Here is a 19139-nt window from a genome sequence, read left to right as displayed (position 1 = left end):
TGAACTCGTGTGAGAAGCGCCCCAATCAGTGCCACCCTAGGGACGCGGGTTTGAAAAGTGCTTGGTTGAAATGGTTGCAGGATGGGGCTCATTCGGAATGCTCCCCGGGTTGAAGAAATACGCGGCCCTCGCCATAGCGGTTGTTCAGGCCGTCGATGGAAACCTCGCGATAGCCGTGCGCAATTGCGTAATTCAAAAGCGGTTCTTCCAGCGTCGGCTCATAGCCAAGCAGGAAAGCGGCAGGCGGTTCCCGGTCAAATACGGATGAGATCTGATCCGGTCCGGCCATTACGTAATGCTTGGCCAGCTCAGGATCGGTCATTGGTGCGATGCGATAGGCAAACTGCCCTGTCGCCAGCTCTGGATAGACGTCGAGCCCTGCCTCGAGAGGGTAGATCGGCAAGAAGGTTGCGACCTTTCCGTTAACGATCCCACGCTCGTTCATCGCGGCTTCAAGGGCATGGCCCCCGGCATACATACGCTGGGGCGTGGTGGTGCCAACGCCAAGCGTGGTCCGCAGTTCTGGGGCCAACCAGGGCAGGGCCGTCAGCACGCACAGAAGCGATGCTGCGGCAAGAACCGGTCGCGTGTGCTCTTGCTGGCGCCATGGTACATGCGCCATCATCAGCGAGGCCAATACCGGCAGAACCACAAGCGGCGCGATATAGTATTGCGAGAAACCGGGCGTCGGCAGAAAGCTCATCATCCCGGTCGTCACAAGAGTTCCAAGCACAACCAGAACCGGGCCGAATGCATGTTCTTCATGCTCGTGATGACCCGTCGGATTAGTAAAGGCCATCCAGCTAAAGCACAGGATAACAAAGCTAATGATCAAGGGAACGCCAGCCAGCCAAACCCCATAGGCAAGCTGAGCTTTCGCGCCTAGGCCTAGAGCTAGATCCGGTTCGGTCAGGCGGTTGACTTCCCAGTAGGCGACATGGGGACCGGTGTGGAACTTGACGATATGGGCCAGAAATAGCTGGGGGTCCGACAAAAGCTGGATGAAGAGCGGCAATGCCCCCACCAGACCACCAACAAGGATCGGCAGCGCGACGCGGCGAGCGCGATCTGCGAATGGAAGTGACACAGGCAACAGGAAAGCGGCAATCGCCACTGGCGGGATGAATGCGACGGCGCTGACTTTCATGCCAGCCGCCATGGACAGGCAAAGCCCCGAAGCAAACAGTCGCGCAGGTCTTAGGCGTTGTTCTTTCAACTCGATCAGGAAAAAGCCAAGCCCAGCAAGGGCAAAGGGCAGCTGTAGCAGATTGTTTGAAGCTGCCATGCCGGGTTCGTTCATCAGTGGATGACAAGTCAGGATCGCGACGGCCGAGAACAGCGACAGGCGCGTTGAGCCCGACAGACGCAGTGTGATCCAGCTGGTCACACCCGCCAGCATCAGCCAAGCTGCGAAGATCCCCATACGGGCCGAGAAAAGCAGCCCTCCGGCTCCGAAAATCAGATCGAACCCGCGGAAATACCCTGCAGAATAGGGAACGTGGTTATAGAATACGTCGCTATAGAGCGACATCTCGCTTAGCAGGCGGGCCGGAGGGACGAACATCATCTCGTCCCGGCGCAGACCATATCCCATGAGGCGGCCATAGACGGCGGCCAGCAAGATGGCGAAGCCGACGGCAATCGCAATATGTCCCATGCGGCGCGCAACCGGATCGTCCAACGACCTTTCGGTGTCAGAAGAAGAGGCGCTGGTCTTGAAAAGTTCGGTAACACTCATGCTGCGCCCTTTCCGTCATCCGAGCCACCGCGCAAGGCGGCCGAGACCAGTTTGAACGACAGCAATACAGTAGGGGCGAGCGCAATGGCTTGTGCCAGATAGGCGCCAGCGCCAAGACCCAGAAGCAGCTTCAATAGAACTGCGTTGAACAGATAGACGGCCACGTAAGCGGCGACGTAATGTGGGAAACGGCTGTAGCCGCGTGTTCCAAAGACAAAGCGCCCATGGGTCATGTGGTTGAACACCACGCCGATGGCGAACTGCAAAGCCAAGGCTACTTGGGGGTGCGCGCCGGCGAAGACAAACGCCGCGTAGACCGAATAGCCAAAGCCAGTATTGACCACTCCGGTTACTAGGAACCGCAGGAAACGGTTGCCTTGCTCGGGCGTATCGCCTGACGGCAAAGGGGTGGCCGCGCGGATCATGACGCCATCTCCGCAAAGGAAAGGCCCTTGGGCAGATCCGATTCCGGATCAAGGGGCTCGACCCCCATGTGTTGCATCAAGATTGAATTGACCAGATGCACGTCAAACGTCCGGCACGCGTGGTCGCGTGCGGCTTTGCCCATAGTTACTGCAAGGGAAGGATCTTCGATGAATTTCTTCATCGTCTGCGCAAGGGCGTCCGCGTCCCCTTGAGGAAAGACCAGGCCAGACACGCCGTCTTGGGTGGCTTCGCCACAACCGGGGGCGTCTGTGGTGATCACAGCGCGTCCACTGGACATGGCCTCAAGGATCGATCGCGGGACGCCCTCACGCAGCTCGGTCGGTAAGACAAAAACACTGCACTTGGCCAGATACGGACGTACGTCACGTGTCTCGCCTAACCAATTGACCAGTCCGCTTGTCTGCCATTCGGCAAACAGATCGGGGTCAATGGCGTCAGGGTTGCTGTCTGCCGGTCCCAAAATGTCGATGTCACATTCATGCCCTTGGGCACGAAGAATTTCGGCGGCTTTGCCAAGGGTCAAAAGCCCCTTGCTGCGCAAAAGCCGCCCGATGAACAGGAATTTCACACGCCCCTCGGGAATGGGGGTGGTCGTATAGCGCCGCGTGTCCACCCCAGATCCGGGAACGTCATGCAGAGGCACACGGTCTGGGATCAGGTGAAAGCGACGGATGTCGCGGCGGTCCGCCGAGTTATAGCAAAACGCGCCATGAATGCGGCGCAGAGCGGCCCGGTGCAACAGGATCGACAAATCGCGTACACGCTTGCGTCGTCCTGTCGGGTTCTCTTCCATGAAGCTGTATCCCAGCCCGGTAAACAGCGCATAGCGGTGCGGGACGCCGGCGATCTGTGCAGCAAGGCTGCCATAGATGTTCGGCTTCATGGTGTATGAGATCACAAGCTCAGGCTTTTCTTTTCGAAAGAACCGGACCAGAGCCGAAAGCGTTTTCAGATCGCGCACCGGGTTAGTCCCCGTGCGATCCATCGGGATGGGGCAGGGGCGCACACCGTTTTCGCGGAGCGTCCGGGCCGTTTCGTCATCGATATCCGCAGCGGCGGCCAGAACCTCGTACCCGTTCGCGGCCAGCCTGCGGATCAGATCAAGGCGAAAGTTCACCAAGGACCATCCAAGACTGCCAAGCACGACCGCTTTCTTTGGAGCGTGATTGTCGGTCTGATCATGCATATGAGATGCGCGCGACATCTTGATTACTCGCCTGCCCAAAGGCGCGGTCCCGATCCTTCCCGGATCTCGGCCTGACGTTTGGGACCCGCAACCGGAGCCGGATAAGACGGGCGGCCGGATCTGATGCAGTGAACATTCTCGCGCGGAGTCGGGTCCGCATGTTTACCATAGCCCGGAACGAGATCGATCAGCTGACGGCGCACGGCAGCCTCATCGCCTGCACGGGCGGCATCTTCTAGGGCCGTGATCGCGGACCGCAGCTGTGCCATCGGCACGCCGTCAGGCAGAGCGCTGTCGACAGATTCGATACCGCTGTCGCGACGCTCTTCTGCTTTATCGAACAGCTCTTCAAACAGCTTCTCGCCAGGACGGATCCCGACAAAGTCGATCTCGATGTCGCGGTAAGGTTCAAGCCCAGCCATGCGGATCATGCGCTCTGCCAGATCCACGATCTTGACCGGTTCACCCATGTCCAGCACGAAGATCTCGCCCAGACCCGAGTTGCGCGCCAGCCCTTTGGCCGCAGCCACAACCGTCAACTGCACGGCTTCGCGGATGGTCATGAAGAAACGCTCCATCCGACGATCGGTGACAGTCAGCGGTCCGCCTTCGGTAATCTGTTTTTGGAACAGCGGGATCAAAGACCCGGACGATCCCAGAACATTGCCAAACCGAACCGAGAAGAAGCGCGTCTGCGCCGTCGATTTCTGGCTTTGCTTTTGATAGGTGATGCGATCCTGTGCCTGAGCATAGAATTCAGCCACACGTTTGGTCGCGCCCATGACGTTGGTTGTGTTCACCGCCTTATCAGTCGAGATCTGAACCATCGCAATGGCACCGACATCGCGCGCGGCGTCCGCGACGTTGCGTGTGCCAACGACATTGGTCAGTACGCCTTCGCAGGGATTTAGCTCGACCATCGGAACGTGCTTCAGTGCCGCGGCGTTGAAAACCAGTTCAGGTTTGTAGCGCTGGAAGACGGACTGAACACGCTGGGCATCCCGGATACAGCCGACATGCACCTGTCGGTTTACATCGGGATAGTTTTTATCAAGGTCCATATCAATCGAGTAGGCGTTGAACTCGCAATTGTCCAAAAGCACCAAAAGCGATGGATTGAACGAGGCGATCTGACGCGACAGCTCGCTGCCGATGGAACCACCGGCACCCGTGATCAACACGCGACGCCCTTCGATCATCTGGCGAAGCAGAGACCGTTCCACAGCTTTCTGCGGACGGTTCAGAATGTCCTCAGGCTGAATGGCGCGCAGTTTGATTTCGTTGTCACCGGCCTGATCCAAAGCAGGATCCGCCAGACCAGGCAGGCGCGAAATCTTGATGCCGTTCGATGTCGCCCAAGACAGAAGCTCGAAAATGCCCTTGTTATCAAAGTGCGCGACATCTTCTGTCAGCAACAGCTGTTCTGCCTTCAAGTCGCAAGCCTCTAAAGCTTCGATGGCCCGTTTGGGCTCGCGGATCGAACCAAGAATACGCGCATTGTGGAAATGCAGGCCGGTCGAGCCGGTGGCATCATCAATGATCCCGACCGGAACATAGGTCGAGCTTAACCGGTCCAGCGACCGCAAGAACAGATCGCAATTTGTGCCGGTCCCAACCAGAACAACGGGAACCTGATTTTCTGCGATGCGATCCGCCCGCCGGGTGCGGCGGACCAGTTCGCGGTGACGTGCGATAATGCGCAGCGCCCCTGTGAACGGGATCGTTGCCAGAAACTGAATAATGAAGATCGAGAAGGTGATCGGAGCCAAGGCAGGAAGTTGAGCCGCAATCAGGATCTGAACGCTGATGGCCAGCAAGGCCCCGCGCGAAATCACCATCACATCATCCAGAGATGTTGACCGTGAATGCCGCTTGTAAAAGCCCATCACTGTGAAAATTACAAAGTTAACGACGGCTGCCAATAGCATCATCGGACCCATCGCTGCCATCAGCTCCGATGTGACCGCACCACCCTGTGACAGGCTGATCGCAGCAAACACGGCAGCAGCAGAGGCAAGAATGTCTCCGATCACCAGTTTATGGTTTGCACATAGCTCAATCTTCTTCTGAGCAAGCCAGTGCTTCAGTGTATCTTGTACTCCGGTACGAGCAGACGTGGCGCCTTCCCGAGAAGACCCGAACCCCATTCCATCAAGCATTTTAAGAACCTTCCCCGGCTCCGAGATAAAAAAACATTGTTCAAATTTCGTGACGCTTCAGGGGCGCACGACAGAAATTCATACGTTTCGAGAAGTTGAACCGGCTGACATTTTCCAACACGGATGGCTGAATTATGTCAGCCTGAGTTTGTTCCAAACAAATTGTTCAACGTCTCGTACACTCACTACTAGCGCGCTCTCGCATCAATACTTTTACTGCGCCAAAATCTGGCAAACACATAACCGCACTTCAAAAAACGCACGGCATTAGAACTGGGGCGGAGAGCACAGGCACAAAATTCTTTGCTACTTAGAAACAGACCCACCCCTGGAAGTTTCGATCAGAATCAAAACGTAATCTGTTTCCTTGCTTTTTAAATGTACCGCAAAGGCCGCCACATTTCTAACAAATTGTAGACACGTACTGTTTCTTTTTTCGAAACTAGTATGAATTACAGTGGGTTAGGTGGAGGTTCTATCGCGAACGGCTAGCGGAATTCTGGTGGGACGCCTTTAGGTGGTATTTCGAGAATTTGAAAAAGATCCAAAAAGCAATAAAGCTATCCTGTATAGCAACCTAAGGTGGTGTGGCGAGGGAATCATTAGATCATGAATATATTTATCCCCCGCTGCGCTGATACATCTATACCCAGCTAGGTTTGAACGACGGGGCCAAGGTCCCCAACTCATCCTTGTCAGCCTGATAGAACGTCTCGATTTCACGTTTAAGATCATCAGGAAGAGCAGGATAGGTGAAAGGCTTTGCGACGAGGCTTCGCAACGTGCTGATCGGAGGGCGGTTGCGAATGGGGTCTAGAAGCGGGCGGAGTGGTGCAAGCAAGCGACGCAAAGGGGCGGGAACGGCGGCGGCATGCTTATCTTTTACCTTCTCGCGCATCGGCGGGGTCAGCTGACCGGTATAGCCAATGTGATCCGCGACCCATTGCAACTGCCGCTCTGGATGCGTGGCCACGTCTTCAAACGCCAAAAGCAGGATCTGCTCTTGCGGGAACAGCGCATAGAACCTTCTCAAGTGTTGTCCATACAGACCATCGCTTAGAAACCGTTCGGTTGCGGCTTTTTGCGGATCCAAATGTCGGCGGATATCCTCATCCACTTCGCCACGACGTAGCAGCATACAATAGTCGGAATATGCCCGCTGTACTGGATCGCGCATTTGCACGATCATCTTCACGTCCGGATAAGCCGTATGAATGCGGGCGGCGGCCTCGGGTTGGGTTAGGTACGAATTAGATTTTTCGCCAAGGATGTCATCTGGCTGCGCGCCGTCGAACTGTGCGTTGAACCAGTCGAAGCCCTTCTCATACACGCGTGAGAAAAAGTGTAGCTCGGGTGCGGGCATGAAGATGCCGGGCGAAGCCGACAAGGATTGTTGTTCCCAAGTGGTCGCGCATTTGGCGGCACCGATAATCAGAAAATCAATGGGACGGGGAGTCGTGTTTGTCATTGGGTCAATCCATCTGCCCTGCGAGCATTTCATAAACGGCTGTGGTTTTGGCGACATGGACATCCAGCCCATATTGCCCACGTACATCTTGTTGCGCGGATTCGGCGATCCGCGTGCGTTGTTCGGAATCTTCGATCAGGTCGCGCACAGGGCTGGCAAAGGCCTTCGCGTCCCAGGGATCCACAAGGAAACCGGTTTCGCCATCTGTTATTGCCTCTGGGTTGCCTCCGTGTTGGGTGGCAATAACCGGGGTGCCAAGATGCATTGCCTCGATTAACGTTCGACCAAAAGGTTCGTCCAACGCTGTGATTAAAAGGGCGTCCACGCCCGCCATGGCCGGCGCGGGGGGATCGCGAAACCCCATCATGTGCAAGTTTGATGATAGGCCAAGTTCTGCAGCGCGATTGATACACGCGTGATCAAGGCCCGAGCCTTCGGTCTCGACCCGACCAAAGATCAACCCATGTACCGGGCGCGTTGGCATCGCATCGCGTACCGCCTTTACGGCACCCACGAAATGCACCGGGCGTTTTCGGTCGTTGAGCACGCCGAAATAGGCCAGAAGAACGCTGTCTTCTGGCACGCCCAGTTCCGTACACAGCGCTTTGTGACAAGCCCGCCTGTCAGGAATGTCCGGGTCGAAATTGAAAGGGCTTCGCACCACCTGAAACCGGTCATCAATGGATCGGATGGGGCGTTCGGGGCGCGAGAACTCGGACACCGACAGAATGCGATCTGCCAGCAGGGGCGCGATGATATTTGCACCCTTGGCATCAGGACCTTGCCGGTGGTGCCAGATAAATTTGCAGCCCGCCAGTTTGGCTGGCAAGCTCCAGGATCCGTGCATCCGGCCATCGTTCGTGTGCACGATGTCGATCCGGTTTTTCTTTAGATACCGCACCATCTGCGGGACCGAGCGCAGAAGAAAACCGAGGCGTGTCGCGTCATCAGGGCTGCGGCTGTGTTTGGGGGCAATGATGCGCGGGGTCTCGAGCACCTCATAGGACAATCCCATTTCTGAAATATATGCTCCAAGCGCGCCCGCCTCGCGGTGCAGGGCGATGATTGGTTCGTAACGGTCCGGGTCTAGATTTCGGATCAAACCCAGCGCCGAGACATGGCTGCCCCCAATCGTGGCACCCCCGACAAAGGGATAGAATATGCGAATTTTACTCATGAATAGCCTAAAAGAATTACTGAGAGTTGGTGGGCAAAGTTGCGGATCGTGACACCTCAATTGTGTCGCCTGGCATCAAACTATCGGTAGGGGCGATCACCAGTGAAACAGGCGCGCCGTCGATCACGCGGCTGACGCGGAATTCAGTCAGGCTTTCGGCCAAGGGATCAGGAACGGCTAGCCCGCTGGCGACGGCTTGGGCGCGCAGGGCCTCGGCTGTTGCAAGGCGAATGTCCAAGCGGGTTAGGTCGCGATCGACGCGATTGAGCTGTTCCAGCGTTCTGGCGCGGGCGTCATCGGTCAGGGCCAGCGTGTCGCGTTCGGCGCGGTTCAATTGCTGACGTGCGGTTAGGCGCGCGATCTCAAGCTGAAGTCGTTTGCTTTCCAGATCATTCAGCGCAGTGGTCAGCGCGTTCACGCGTGTGTTGACCGTCAGTCCACGCTGTTTCAGAGACGTCACATCGGCCAGTTCGGCCGTGGTGCGTTCAATCTGTTCAGACCGCAGAGTGATCTGGGCCGTCATCCGGTCAATCTGTTCACGCAACACGTTTTGCAGGTCGCGCAACCGTTCACCCTGCGCTGCCCGCGCTTTTTGGGTGGCGTCCAGAATGTCACCTTCGACCCCACGCGGACGGGGACGGATCGGTTTAGTTGCTTCTTCTGCGGCGCGATCCAGATCCTCCAGATCGGCGACCAGTCGGGCACGTTCTGCCTCGGTCGCTTCGATCTCGGCCTCAAGGCTGCGGACTTCGCCGCCCAAACGCATGGTGTCTTGCGCAAATGCACCAGCATTGGCCGGTTGTAGGCGGATCAACCCGCTGGCCAAAGCCAAGGCCTGCTGCGCTGTTAGGCCGGGCCGATAGGCATATGCGCCGGGCGATGTGACTTCACCCAAGACGAAGATTGGTTGGTGGTCCGTTATCTGGATGCCGACACGAGGAGCAGGGGAAATTCCCAGTTTGCGCTCGATTTCAAGTTCGATCTGACGGGCGAGAGCGGTGGTGGATTGTCCAATGGCACTTAGGCTGCCGATCAGGGGCAGGGACAGTACACCTTCGGACGAAATGCGATAATCGCCAGATACTCCGTCCAACACCATGAATGCGTTGCGATCCCCATCCCAACGCAGCACGCGCAAGCGAAGTTCGTCATGTGCGTGAAGTTGGTATTCAGTAGCTCGGGCGGGATCGGGCGACGCAACCAAAGCAAACATCAGGGTCAGGACAAGCGTAACTGTGCGGATCATGGGCGTACTCTTTTGTTGCGAAGAACCGAGATTTGCGGATTGGGCGGGCGCGGACGATGAGCCGGTTGCTGCAAGCTGGCGGCAGTCAGCGAAAACAAGAGGATCCATGGCATGTTCCAGAAGCGGGCAAAGAACGTCGGGAACATGTTGAAAGCTACGGCATAGATTAGAAGGACCACCAGCGTGATCGCCCAAACCAGCCGATTTGCCCGTTCGACCATAGCGGCCCAAATCAGAACGAAACCAGACAAGAAGAACCCGATCACCCCCAGCATCGAGATCAATCCGCCCTCAACAAATGCCAGAAGATATGCGTTGTGCACGGCTGCGTGATGTGAGCTGACTTCGCGAAACTGTTCGACGCCAAGACCTAGAAAGATCGTATCTTTCACGATGGCGAACGCCTCTTGCATCAGTAGGGCGCGGTCAGAAAAGGTGCCGGCCTCGGACAGGTTTCGATCCAGAAGGGGGTTCAGCACGCGTTCTTGGAAGATGGCGGGCATGAAGTTGTCACCCAGCAAGACCATCAAGCCTGCAATGGCGATGAATGCGGCCGCCGAGAATGGCAGGTATTTGAACGGGCCGACGATTGTGATCAGAAGCGTAACGCCAAGGATTGTAGCGAACAGGCCCGAAACGGACCCCGTCAGCATGATCCCATAGATCAGTGGCGGCAGGCACAGAAGCACCGTACGCAACCGAAACTCGCCCATTTTGTAAAGACCCAGAACCAAGACGATGGCGATGGCCCCATGCACGGCGCATTCATTCTCGCGTTGGATTAGGGACCGCATCCGGCCCGAGCCGGACACCAGCATGAGGTTGGGATTGTCGACGAAATGAACAACATAAGCTCCAAAGACCATCACGAAGACGTACGACGCTACTAGTAGCTTCACCAGTGCGATGGTTTGCGCATAGGACCGCCCCCCAAGGATCATTGGCAACACCAAAAGTGAATAGCCGTACTGGGCGAATGTGTTGGGCAAGGCCATCGGGTTTCCATTGACGACTGAACTGATGGTCAATCCGCCCATGAAGGCAAAGAAGGACATAAACCAGAACGCTGTTGCGGGGCCGAAGAACTTGATGCTGATCGTGCGGCTGGCCAGCATCAGAATAAAAGCCATCAGGGCCACAATATCCGAGGCCGTAACATATACCGAGCTGAGCTTGACGTGGTTCATTGGGCCAAGAATGACCGCGGCGGCGACCAAAAGCCCAGTGGGGGTGGCAAGGCCGGAACTGACCAGCCCGAAAGGGTCCATACGGGATCGGGGCTGGCGGTTGCCAGATGGTTGCGAGGGGCCTGGCATGGCCCATGTCCGGCGCGCGATCATAGCGGCACCTCGGACTTAACCGATGCGGGGTGGCTCGTTTTCGTATCTAGCGTTTTGATCACCAACCAGCCGCAGGCTCCAAGCCAAAGGGCGTTGCTGATGAGGTGGCTAAGTGCTGCACCTTTCACACCAAAGGCGATGACAAACGGATAGATCAGGACGAAGAATAGTGCTGCTGTCGCCGCTCCAACCAGCATCAGCTCGCGGTCTAGGCCAAGGCTCAGTAAGACCGGACCAAGGATAACGCCTGCTAGGAACAATGCGACGGCGATGGCCTGAATGGACACAACTGGTGCCGCAGCAATGAAAGCTTCGCCAAATGCGGCGTTCAGAATGGGGACAATATAGATCAGTGTTGGAATGATGCCGGCCGCGAGGATGGCGCAGAAACCGACACTGATCCAAAGTGCGGTTTTGCGGATGCGAGCGAAATCTCCGCTGGCCGCAAGGCGGCTGAATTCGGGGAAGACTGCTTGCTTGATCGGGCGCCCGAGGCGGATGGCCGCGTCTCCGCATTTGCGTGCGATATGATAGTGACCGACAAAGACCGGGGCGACCAGGGCGCCAAGGATCACCACATCCAGTCGCTGCGTGGTTTGGCGCAGGATCACGGCGAGGTTCGAGTTCCACATGAAGCGCAGAAAACCCCGGTTCTGATTCAAGGTGCTGACTAGATTTCCGTACTTTGGTTGTTGCCCACGCTGCTTCATCTCACGAAGTCCAAAGAAGAATGCAATCAATCCTTCGGCAAGGCTGAATAAGACAAAGATGATAACGAAGTGAGCAAGAGTGCCGCCAATCAGCCATGCGATCACCGAGAGCACCAGTCGCAGCAGGGCCGTCGCTGTGTCGATCTTTGCCAGTTGGTCAAAGCGGTCATAAAGCCGAAGCAGAGCAACGCCCGTGGCCCGCAGCGACAGAACAACCGCAAGCGCGCCCAAGGACAAAAGTTGCGCGGCACTGCCATCCAGTCCGATGGTTTCTGCCACAAGGGGCGCCAACAAGAGGATCAGCGCTGCAGCAGCTAGGCCTCCGATCACGTCAATCACGACGGACAGGCCCACAAGCTTTTCAAACCGCGTGGTGTCCTGTTCTTCCAAGGCAACGCTGCCATATTGAATGACCGCTTGCCATGGCTCGAAATGCACCAACCGAGCATTGATGCGCGCAAACGCTTCGATCAGGGCCAGAGCACCAAGTCCGGCGGCTCCGAGCGCCCGCGCCGACACCGCTAGCGAGATCATGCCCAACACCGCCATCGCAACCTGAGAGGAAAAGATCCATTTCAGGTTTCGAAGCAGGCGCAGGGCGATCTGGTCGCTAGGCAGAAGTCGACGCAGTCGTTGGATCATTTAAGATCTCCGGCAAGTTTAGCCAGCCAAGTTTCTACATGGCTTAGCGAACTGCCTGAAGGACGCGCCCACGGGTTGTTCGGTTGACTGGGCGACAGGCCCGGAGTTGACGCCTCATAGTGATCAGGCAGCCCATCTTTATCGCTGTCAATCGTGGGCGGGACGTTGGGAACTTGTGGCCAGCCGCCGACTTCTTCCGGGTGGTTAATCACGCGACCCCGGCATTTCAGGGTGTCATTGATGACCTGCTTGTCCAGCCAGTCTAGATGCACTTCCCCTGGCATACGATCACCCGACTGTGTCAGGACATTATACACGGTGTGTTTGCTATCATAGACAGGTGCAGAGAAGGGACCGGACGTTGTGGGAATTCTCCGTGCTTTAGCGGTAGAATTCAGCACCGCAAAGCTGCGAGGATTGCAGCCGGTAGCAGTACCCCTTTTGTTATTGAAAGACATGAGCGACACACGCCGCTTGCGCTTCCATTCAAAGACCTGAACGGCCTCGGGTGTTCTTCCCGAAGTGCTTGGGCCCGTCAGGGCAGCATTCCCGCCATAGATGATTGTGACGTCCCCCAGCAGATCATAGAATTCGCCAAACTGGCTGATCGGATTGTAGAACACGTTGTTCAAAACATCGATCCGCCCAAGGTTGGTGCCTTTGATGTCGGGCATCCGGTCACGATGGTGGGCAAACAGATTGCGCGCGATGGTGATCCGGCCGCACACGTTCTCTTTTTTCTCGTGTGAGCAGATCAGTGCACCCTTTGAATGCTTGCCTTTCGGGTGAGTGCTGCGATCAAGGCTGAGTGCAAGAATGCTGTCGGCCAACGTGATGTTCGAGACCTTTCCGCCGGACACATGGATGTTGAACGTCTCATCTGTGGCAAACTGCATGGACAGGTTGCCAAGATAGACCATCCGGGAATCCTCGACCGTAATCGCATCCACATTGGCTGATGGCGTGATGCTGGGGCCGGGACGGATCTTCATGAACCGGATCACCACCTGGCGCACGTTCTTCACGACAAGCGGCGTCAGGACCGAGTTGCGATTGCGCAGCTGGATGCCTTTACCCGGCGCGGTCTGGCCCGCGATATAGATATTCGAGCCGACCCGGATCGGACTGTCCAGCATGATCGTCCCCGAGACGCGGAAAACACAAACGCGTGGCTGGTTACCGTTCTTGGCGCAGGCGCGCAGGCTTCCCGGACCATCGTCCGCCAAGGTCGTCACTGCGACAATGTCGCCTCCCTTCCAAGCCTCGGCCTTGGCTCCATAGCCAATGGCCCCCGGAAAAGCCAAATCAGCGGCCTGTGCTGGAAGCACAGTCGCGACAATTCCCAAACTGGCAGCGAAAGAGGCCGCGATCGATCTGAAACTCAACCGACGCCTCCAAAGGCGATTATGAATAATATCCTTCACCGTAGTTATAATACTGAGCATACCCACCATATCCCAATCTTTGATGCCTGCGCGTATCAACGTCGTTGATCAAGGTCGCCGTGATCGGAAGACCATCGCGCTTCAATCGTTCAACTGTATCTACGAGTACGTTTTCTGGGGTGCGGCCCCAACGAACCACTTGCCAGATTTCGTCCGCCAGCACGCCGATGCGGACAGTGTCGTCCACGACCAGAACAGGCGGCGTATCAACAATCACTAAATCATATGTATCACGTAATTTGCTTCTAAGCGCCGTTAAATGCTGGCGCTGTTCTTTCAAGTTGGATGTGCTGCGCGAATCCAGGGACAGGAAATCCAACCCTTCGATCGTTTTGCCGTCCAGAACAACGGGGCTGGGGGCGACTTTGTCCTCAAGTACATCAGTCAGTTTCACGGGCTTGGTTTTGGCGTCAAGCAGACGCGCTGCGGCCTCGCGGTGGCTGTCCATGTCGATGACCAAAGTGCGTAGACCATCCAAGGCCGCAGAAACACCAAGTGCGACCGTGACGGTGGACTTACCTTCATGCGGTAAACCCGACGTGATCATCACCACCCAGCCTTCACTGTTGTCATCAAACCAAAGACCCGTTGCACCGCGGACAGCTTGGGCGAACATTGTATGCGGTTTCGCGATCAGAAAACGTGCGACGCTCTCGCGGCGCATGGCCCCGGCATCCCGGCCAATTCGTGGAAGAAATCCGGCATTTGGCAGACCTGAGATCCGCATGGTTTGCGTTTCGCTCCAAATGCGTCGGTTCATCAGGTCCAGAACAAGTGCGACCACAAAGGCCAGAACCAATCCACCGACGGCTGCAATAACAAGTGATGATTTCTTGTTCGGCCACGATGCCGCAACGGGGGGGCGGGCGACGGAAACCTGCCGCGCGCCCTGCGACACCAGATTGATCTGTGTTTCAAGCTCGTTCAGTTTCTCGATGGCGGTCTGATAGCGCAGGCGCTGCACTTCCAGAAGGCGCTCGCGGCGCATCTGGGCAAGCTCGGCGCGGGTCCGATCTTGCAGCTCGCTTTCGACACTGGCCAATTCATTTTGCAGCCGTTCCGTATCCTGACCCGCATCCGCAGTTTTAAGAAATGTCGTGAGATACTGAACCTGCGAGCGCAGCCGATCGGGAAGCTGTTCGTCATCCAGCTTGTTGTCTCGGATGAAATCGGCCAGCTGGACCTCTTCCAGTGTCAGCTCTTCACCCAACGTCTCGACCCGGTCACGTAAAAACACGATCGAGCTTGAGACGCTTTCACGCTGCTCGGACAGGCTGTTTTCGATGTAAACCGCAGGTATGGCATTGGCGATGTTGGCTGCAAGGACCGGAGCATTCGCCGTGGCGATGATGTCGATGGCCAGACTTTCCCCGGACCGGAACACCACATACGAGCCTTGGATTTTGTCCAGCACCAATTCTTGATGCAATGCGGTTTCAATTGGTTGTCCGTCTGAGGTCGGCGAGACAAAGGACGGGTCGTCATACAGACCCAGATACATTGACAGTTGATCGGCAAAGGCCCGTGACTTCAACACATCCATTTCAGTTTCGATCACTGCGCGCGAAAGCTCAAAGCTTTCCAATTGAGTGTCAGTTTGGCGCACGCGCGTGTCCAAGCCCGTCAGAACCAGAGTTGCACGCGCGGTATAGCGTTCTTCCAGCCGTTCGACGACAACATAGGTGGCGGCAATGACAGCGGCGACGATCAGGAAGATCAGGCGCAGATGTCGACGCAGGATCAGCCAAAAGCCGTCCAACCCGATACGATCAAAGTCGTTCGAGCCGCCGTCGTCGCTTCCGATTTGTGCGTCGATCTTCATGCATCAATCTCCATTCGGGTCACGACTGTTTCCGAATGGCGAAAACACGATGACGACGTTCTCCAAGAACTCGCCACATAACCCCTATCAACTTTTTTCCGCCTTTCGGCGGGCCACCCAAAGTAATCCACTTCCCAATTTCCCCCTGAGAAGGGACGTCGTTTCAAATCTGATCTCTGCGCTTAAATCTTTGCAGAGAGTGCGCGCCGGTAGGCCGCATAATGACGATCGACATAAATTCCTGTCGAAAAATTCTCGGACACGCGTTCACGTGCCAGTTTCCCCAAGGTTGCCCTAGCGACAGGGCCTTCGTCAATGAGTTCCGCAACTGCAAGTGCTTGTTTTTCAGGCAGAGCAGGTGGAACGACACGACCGGTATCGCCGACAAGCGTGGCGCAATCGCCTACATCCGTGACCACACAGGGCACTTCAGCGGCCATGGCTTCGGACACAGCAAGAGGGAAAGCTTCACCCCATGCCGAGGACAACAGGAAGATGTCAAACCCCGGAACAATGCGATGAATGTCCGGGCGCGTGTCGATGATGCTGACCCGGTCTGCGATGTTCAGGTCCCGCGCGGCTTGCTCGGCCGGGCTGTCGCGATGCCCTTCGCCCACCAAGACCGCATGAACGTCATGGCCCATCTCGACCAATTTCGCCGTGGCGGTCACCATGGCGACGTGATCCTTCATGGGGTGGCTGCGCGCCACATTCCCAATAATCAGGCGACCCTCTGGGATGCCTGCGATATCTGAAAGACGTGCGCGGGCCTCGGAATCCGGCTTGAACACTTCGGTATCAACGGCGTTCGCGATCAATTCGACACGGTCCGGGCAGAAACCAATCGCCTCGTGCTGCTGTTGCGAAACGCCCGAGCAATAGGTGATCAGCTCAACTTTACGAGACAAGGCGGCCATCATGCGAACCACAATCTGAGTCGACCGCTTTTCGTTGTTGATGTCTTGAAGCGAGTGATGGACCGCCCAAACCTGCGCGGCCCGTTTGCGTTTGGGCAAAAGCTTCAACCCAGCCCACGCTGCAAGGCATCCGTGATACATCCAGCCATGCACAACATCCGGGCGCGCGTCGCGCAACATGCGCCGTAGTCGCCATAGCGCGCCCAATGTGATCCGCCCCGGACGTAGGCCAAGGTCAGACACCTCGACACCCAGTTCTTCGATTTGCGAGGCAACCGAGCCGGGGGGCACCAACGATATCACGGAATGCGACTGCGCATCATCTTTCAGAGCAGACAAATATCGTTGCAACATAATTTGAGCGCCGCCGACATCCGTGGTTGTGACGACATGAATAACTTTCATGGGGCGAGCTTGCATGGAATCTGAATGTCTGGCAAGCTTGATTCATTACGTATGTGCATGTTGGGGCAGGATTTTCTGGTTCATAGCGATTTTAGCGTCGCGCTGGGTGATGATGCCCGATTTTGATGCGACCGAAGTGCTTCAGGGTGCCCTAGCATTTTCTTTCTGCCTGCTTCAGGCCCTTGTTTGTTGGACTCACATGAATCGATTGCTCGAGATTCTGATCTGCCTGTGCCTGCTGGCGATTGCCGTGCCTCTTTGCGCGATAACTTACCTGATTGTGATCGCGACACTTGGTCGTCCGGTGATGTTTCGCCAAACGCGCGCGGGAAAGGGCGGGGTGCCGTTCGATGTGGTTAAGTTCCGCACTCTGACGGATGACCGTGATGAACACGGCGTCTGGCTCCCCGACGAAGAGCGTCTGATCCCAGCTGGAAAATTCCTGCGCCGCACCCGTTTTGACGAGCTGCCGCAGCTGTTTATCATCCTTGCCGGTCGCATGGCGCTGGTCGGTCCGCGCCCTTTGATGGTGGAAACTGTTCAGGGGTTCGGGGCGGATGGGATTAAGCGTGGCTCGGTACGGCCGGGCCTGACGGGTTGGTCACAAGTCAGCGGGAACACCGCGCTGAATGACGACGAAAAACTGAAGCTGGATCTTTGGTATGTCGCCCATCGGTCGACCGCGCTGGACTTCCGCATCATGGCCGAAACCATCGGCGTTGCTTTGTTTGGCGAACATCGGCGCGAGGATCGGATCGCCGAGGCCGCGGATTGGGGTGCGACCCCTTCGGGAAAGCAGGCGAACGCATGAAAACCGTATTTGTAGGCGCCGTGGAGGGCTCTTTGAAGGCGTTGAACGCGCTGTATGACGCCGGGCATATCCCCGAGATGGTCGTGACACTGCCACCGGAACTGGCGCATCGCCATTCGGATTACGCGGACCTTGCGCCCGTGGCCAAGGCGCATGGCAGCACGCTTCATCTGACCCGGAAAAGCGATTCAGAAGAAACCATCGCCGCCATTCGCGCCATCGACCCTGATCTCGTGCTTGTCATTGGCTGGTCGCAGCTTTGCGGGGCTGAATTTCGTGCCGTGCCAAAGCTGGGCTGCATCGGGTATCACCCCTCGGACTTGCCCAAATTACGGGGCAGGGCGGTTCTGCCTTGGACGATTCTTTTAGGAGAGCAAACCATAGGGTCCTCGCTTTTCTGGCTGGGCGAGGGCGCCGATACCGGCCCGATTGCCGCCAAAGCGCGGTTCACCGTCGACCCCGACACGATCAAAGTGCGCGAGCTTTATGACAGGCATATCGAGGCTTTGGCGGACATGCTGCCCCCCCTGATGGATCGTATCGCGGCGGGCGATGTGCCCCGCGAACCGCAAGATGAAGACGGGGCCAGCACCTGCGCCCTGCGCCGCCCCGAGGACGGGCTGATCGACTGGAACTGGCCCGCCGCCGACATTCACCGCCTGATCCGCGCGGCGGGGCCGCCCTATCCCGGCGCGTTCACCTATACGGTTAATGGGGTGAAGCTGGTCCTGACAGATGTGCGCCACACACCGCGCAAGGGCTATTACATCGGTATCCCCGGACAGGTTCAGAACATCGAGGGCCGCGTTTTCACCGTCTATTGCGGTGACGGAAACTGCATTGATATTTTGGATTGGACCGGGGCGGACACCTCCCCGAAAATACATACGAAACTTGGAAAGAGTACGACATGAGCACGCTTGCTTCTTCAGCCTTTGGCGGCAACCCGAAGGCTCCAGTTTTGGTGGTGGCCCCCCATCCCGATGACGAGGTTTTGGGCGTAGGTGGCACCATCGCGCGCCTTGCAGATGAAGGGCGCGAAGTGCATGTGGCCGTCGTCACGAAAGGCAGCGCACCGCTTTACACGGACGAGATGATTGCGGCTGTCCGGGCCGAAGCTCGCGCGGCCCATGACCATCTGGGCGTAACGAAGACGCATTGGTTGGATTTCCCCGCTGCTGAACTGGCAGAGCATCCGCATGGCGGGCTGAACGCAGGCCTTGGCAAACTAGTGCGCGATCTGGCTCCGGGATTGATCTTTGTCACCCATCCCGGCGACATTCATATGGATCACCAGCTGTCTTTCCTGTCGACACTGGTCGCCAGCCGCCCGCATCAGCAGGACTATCCGACCACGATCATGGCTTATGAGACCTTGTCGGAAACCAACTGGAATGCGCCTTACCTGACGCCCGCTTTTGTGCCGAACGTGTTCATCGACGTGTCCGACACGCTCGACCGCAAGCTTGAGGCGTTTCAGATGTTTGCAAGCCAAGTGAAAGAGCCGCCGCACGAGCGATCGGTCAACGCGCTTCGTGCCTTGGCGACCCTGCGCGGGGCCACAGTGCATCGCCATGCGGCCGAGGGTTTTGTCCTAGTGCGCAGCGTGATCTAAGGGGAACATCC

General features: G+C 57.0%; 15 protein-coding genes. 3 read left to right on the top strand and 12 right to left on the bottom strand.

Annotation, left to right across the window (positions count from 1 at the left end; genetic code table 11):
• Positions 1 to 88: 88 nt before the first annotated feature.
• The 12 genes from ACP15F_RS09230 to ACP15F_RS09175 form a co-directional block, all read right to left on the bottom strand.
• Entirely contained in the window at positions 89 to 1738 is a 1650-nt protein-coding gene (locus tag ACP15F_RS09230) for a hypothetical protein (RefSeq protein WP_424940511.1), read from the bottom strand.
• Positions 1735 to 2163, bottom strand: a complete 429-nt coding sequence (locus tag ACP15F_RS09225; protein WP_424940510.1) for a GtrA family protein — start codon at positions 2161 to 2163, stop codon at positions 1735 to 1737. The genes ACP15F_RS09230 and ACP15F_RS09225 overlap by 4 nt, the downstream gene beginning before the upstream one ends.
• A complete protein-coding gene (locus ACP15F_RS09220) occupies positions 2160 to 3389 on the bottom strand; it encodes a glycosyltransferase family 4 protein (protein WP_424940509.1) in 1230 nt (409 codons plus the stop codon). The genes ACP15F_RS09225 and ACP15F_RS09220 overlap by 4 nt, the downstream gene beginning before the upstream one ends.
• A gap of 5 nt (positions 3390 to 3394) precedes the next feature.
• Positions 3395 to 5530 (bottom strand): polysaccharide biosynthesis protein, encoded by a 2136-nt coding sequence (locus ACP15F_RS09215; RefSeq protein ID WP_424940508.1) that lies wholly within the window; start codon positions 5528 to 5530, stop codon positions 3395 to 3397.
• 643 nt (positions 5531 to 6173) lie between these two features.
• Positions 6174 to 6998, bottom strand: a complete 825-nt coding sequence (locus ACP15F_RS09210; RefSeq protein WP_424940507.1) for a sulfotransferase family protein — start codon at positions 6996 to 6998, stop codon at positions 6174 to 6176.
• Between the two features lie 4 nt (positions 6999 to 7002).
• Positions 7003 to 8175 (bottom strand): glycosyltransferase family 4 protein, encoded by a 1173-nt coding sequence (locus ACP15F_RS09205; protein ID WP_424940506.1) that lies wholly within the window; start codon positions 8173 to 8175, stop codon positions 7003 to 7005.
• 16 nt (positions 8176 to 8191) lie between these two features.
• Positions 8192 to 9421, bottom strand: coding sequence for a polysaccharide biosynthesis/export family protein (locus ACP15F_RS09200; protein ID WP_424940505.1), 1230 nt, complete (start codon positions 9419 to 9421; stop codon positions 8192 to 8194).
• Complete coding sequence (locus tag ACP15F_RS09195) at positions 9418 to 10761, bottom strand: O-antigen ligase family protein (RefSeq protein WP_424940504.1); 1344 nt, start codon at positions 10759 to 10761, stop codon at positions 9418 to 9420. The genes ACP15F_RS09200 and ACP15F_RS09195 overlap by 4 nt, the downstream gene beginning before the upstream one ends.
• Positions 10758 to 12113 (bottom strand): lipopolysaccharide biosynthesis protein, encoded by a 1356-nt coding sequence (locus ACP15F_RS09190; protein WP_424940503.1) that lies wholly within the window; start codon positions 12111 to 12113, stop codon positions 10758 to 10760. Before ACP15F_RS09190 ends, ACP15F_RS09195 begins: the two co-directional genes overlap by 4 nt.
• Complete coding sequence (locus ACP15F_RS09185; RefSeq protein ID WP_424940502.1) at positions 12110 to 13498, bottom strand: hypothetical protein; 1389 nt, start codon at positions 13496 to 13498, stop codon at positions 12110 to 12112. The genes ACP15F_RS09190 and ACP15F_RS09185 overlap by 4 nt, the downstream gene beginning before the upstream one ends.
• A 19-nt stretch (positions 13499 to 13517) precedes the next feature.
• The gene (locus tag ACP15F_RS09180; RefSeq protein ID WP_424940501.1) at positions 13518 to 15380 is read right to left on the bottom strand and encodes a GumC family protein; all 1863 of its coding nucleotides are present in this window, start codon (positions 15378 to 15380) and stop codon (positions 13518 to 13520) included.
• Between the two features lie 182 nt (positions 15381 to 15562).
• On the bottom strand, positions 15563 to 16702 hold the full coding sequence (locus ACP15F_RS09175) for a glycosyltransferase (protein ID WP_424940500.1): 1140 nt from the start codon (positions 16700 to 16702) through the stop codon (positions 15563 to 15565).
• 199 nt (positions 16703 to 16901) lie between these two features.
• Between ACP15F_RS09175 and ACP15F_RS09170 the strand changes: the two genes are divergently transcribed.
• Genes ACP15F_RS09170 through ACP15F_RS09160 form a run of 3 tightly spaced genes read left to right on the top strand, consistent with a single transcriptional unit; the run spans position 16902 to position 19128 of the window.
• A complete protein-coding gene (locus ACP15F_RS09170; protein WP_424940499.1) occupies positions 16902 to 17513 on the top strand; it encodes a sugar transferase in 612 nt (203 codons plus the stop codon).
• Complete coding sequence (locus ACP15F_RS09165) at positions 17510 to 18427, top strand: methionyl-tRNA formyltransferase (RefSeq protein WP_424940498.1); 918 nt, start codon at positions 17510 to 17512, stop codon at positions 18425 to 18427. The genes ACP15F_RS09170 and ACP15F_RS09165 overlap by 4 nt, the downstream gene beginning before the upstream one ends.
• A complete protein-coding gene (locus ACP15F_RS09160) occupies positions 18424 to 19128 on the top strand; it encodes a PIG-L deacetylase family protein (RefSeq protein WP_424940497.1) in 705 nt (234 codons plus the stop codon). The genes ACP15F_RS09165 and ACP15F_RS09160 overlap by 4 nt, the downstream gene beginning before the upstream one ends.
• The last annotated feature ends 11 nt before the right edge of the window (positions 19129 to 19139 follow it).

This window comes from Aliiroseovarius sp. S253, assembly GCF_049800855.1.
Lineage (GTDB): Bacteria > Pseudomonadota > Alphaproteobacteria > Rhodobacterales > Rhodobacteraceae > Aliiroseovarius.
The sequence above is the reverse complement of the archived record's forward strand: the minus strand, read 5'-3'. Positions and strand labels throughout refer to the sequence as shown.

Bases quoted from the DNA above. Each gene is read 5' to 3' on its own strand.
- ACP15F_RS09230 (WP_424940511.1), bottom strand. From the start codon at position 1,738: ATGAGTGTTACCGAACTTTTCAAGACCAGCGCCTCTTCTTCTGACACC.
- ACP15F_RS09225 (WP_424940510.1), bottom strand. From the start codon at position 2,163: ATGATCCGCGCGGCCACCCCTTTGCCGTCAGGCGATACGCCCGAGCAA.
- ACP15F_RS09220 (WP_424940509.1), bottom strand. From the start codon at position 3,389: ATGTCGCGCGCATCTCATATGCATGATCAGACCGACAATCACGCTCCA.
- ACP15F_RS09215 (WP_424940508.1), bottom strand. From the start codon at position 5,530: ATGCTTGATGGAATGGGGTTCGGGTCTTCTCGGGAAGGCGCCACGTCT.
- ACP15F_RS09210 (WP_424940507.1), bottom strand. From the start codon at position 6,998: ATGACAAACACGACTCCCCGTCCCATTGATTTTCTGATTATCGGTGCC.
- ACP15F_RS09205 (WP_424940506.1), bottom strand. From the start codon at position 8,175: ATGAGTAAAATTCGCATATTCTATCCCTTTGTCGGGGGTGCCACGATT.
- ACP15F_RS09200 (WP_424940505.1), bottom strand. From the start codon at position 9,421: ATGATCCGCACAGTTACGCTTGTCCTGACCCTGATGTTTGCTTTGGTT.
- ACP15F_RS09195 (WP_424940504.1), bottom strand. From the start codon at position 10,761: ATGATCGCGCGCCGGACATGGGCCATGCCAGGCCCCTCGCAACCATCT.
- ACP15F_RS09190 (WP_424940503.1), bottom strand. From the start codon at position 12,113: ATGATCCAACGACTGCGTCGACTTCTGCCTAGCGACCAGATCGCCCTG.
- ACP15F_RS09180 (WP_424940501.1), bottom strand. From the start codon at position 15,380: ATGAAGATCGACGCACAAATCGGAAGCGACGACGGCGGCTCGAACGAC.
- ACP15F_RS09175 (WP_424940500.1), bottom strand. From the start codon at position 16,702: ATGAAAGTTATTCATGTCGTCACAACCACGGATGTCGGCGGCGCTCAA.
- ACP15F_RS09170 (WP_424940499.1), top strand. From the start codon at position 16,902: ATGAATCGATTGCTCGAGATTCTGATCTGCCTGTGCCTGCTGGCGATT.
- ACP15F_RS09165 (WP_424940498.1), top strand. From the start codon at position 17,510: ATGAAAACCGTATTTGTAGGCGCCGTGGAGGGCTCTTTGAAGGCGTTG.
- ACP15F_RS09160 (WP_424940497.1), top strand. From the start codon at position 18,424: ATGAGCACGCTTGCTTCTTCAGCCTTTGGCGGCAACCCGAAGGCTCCA.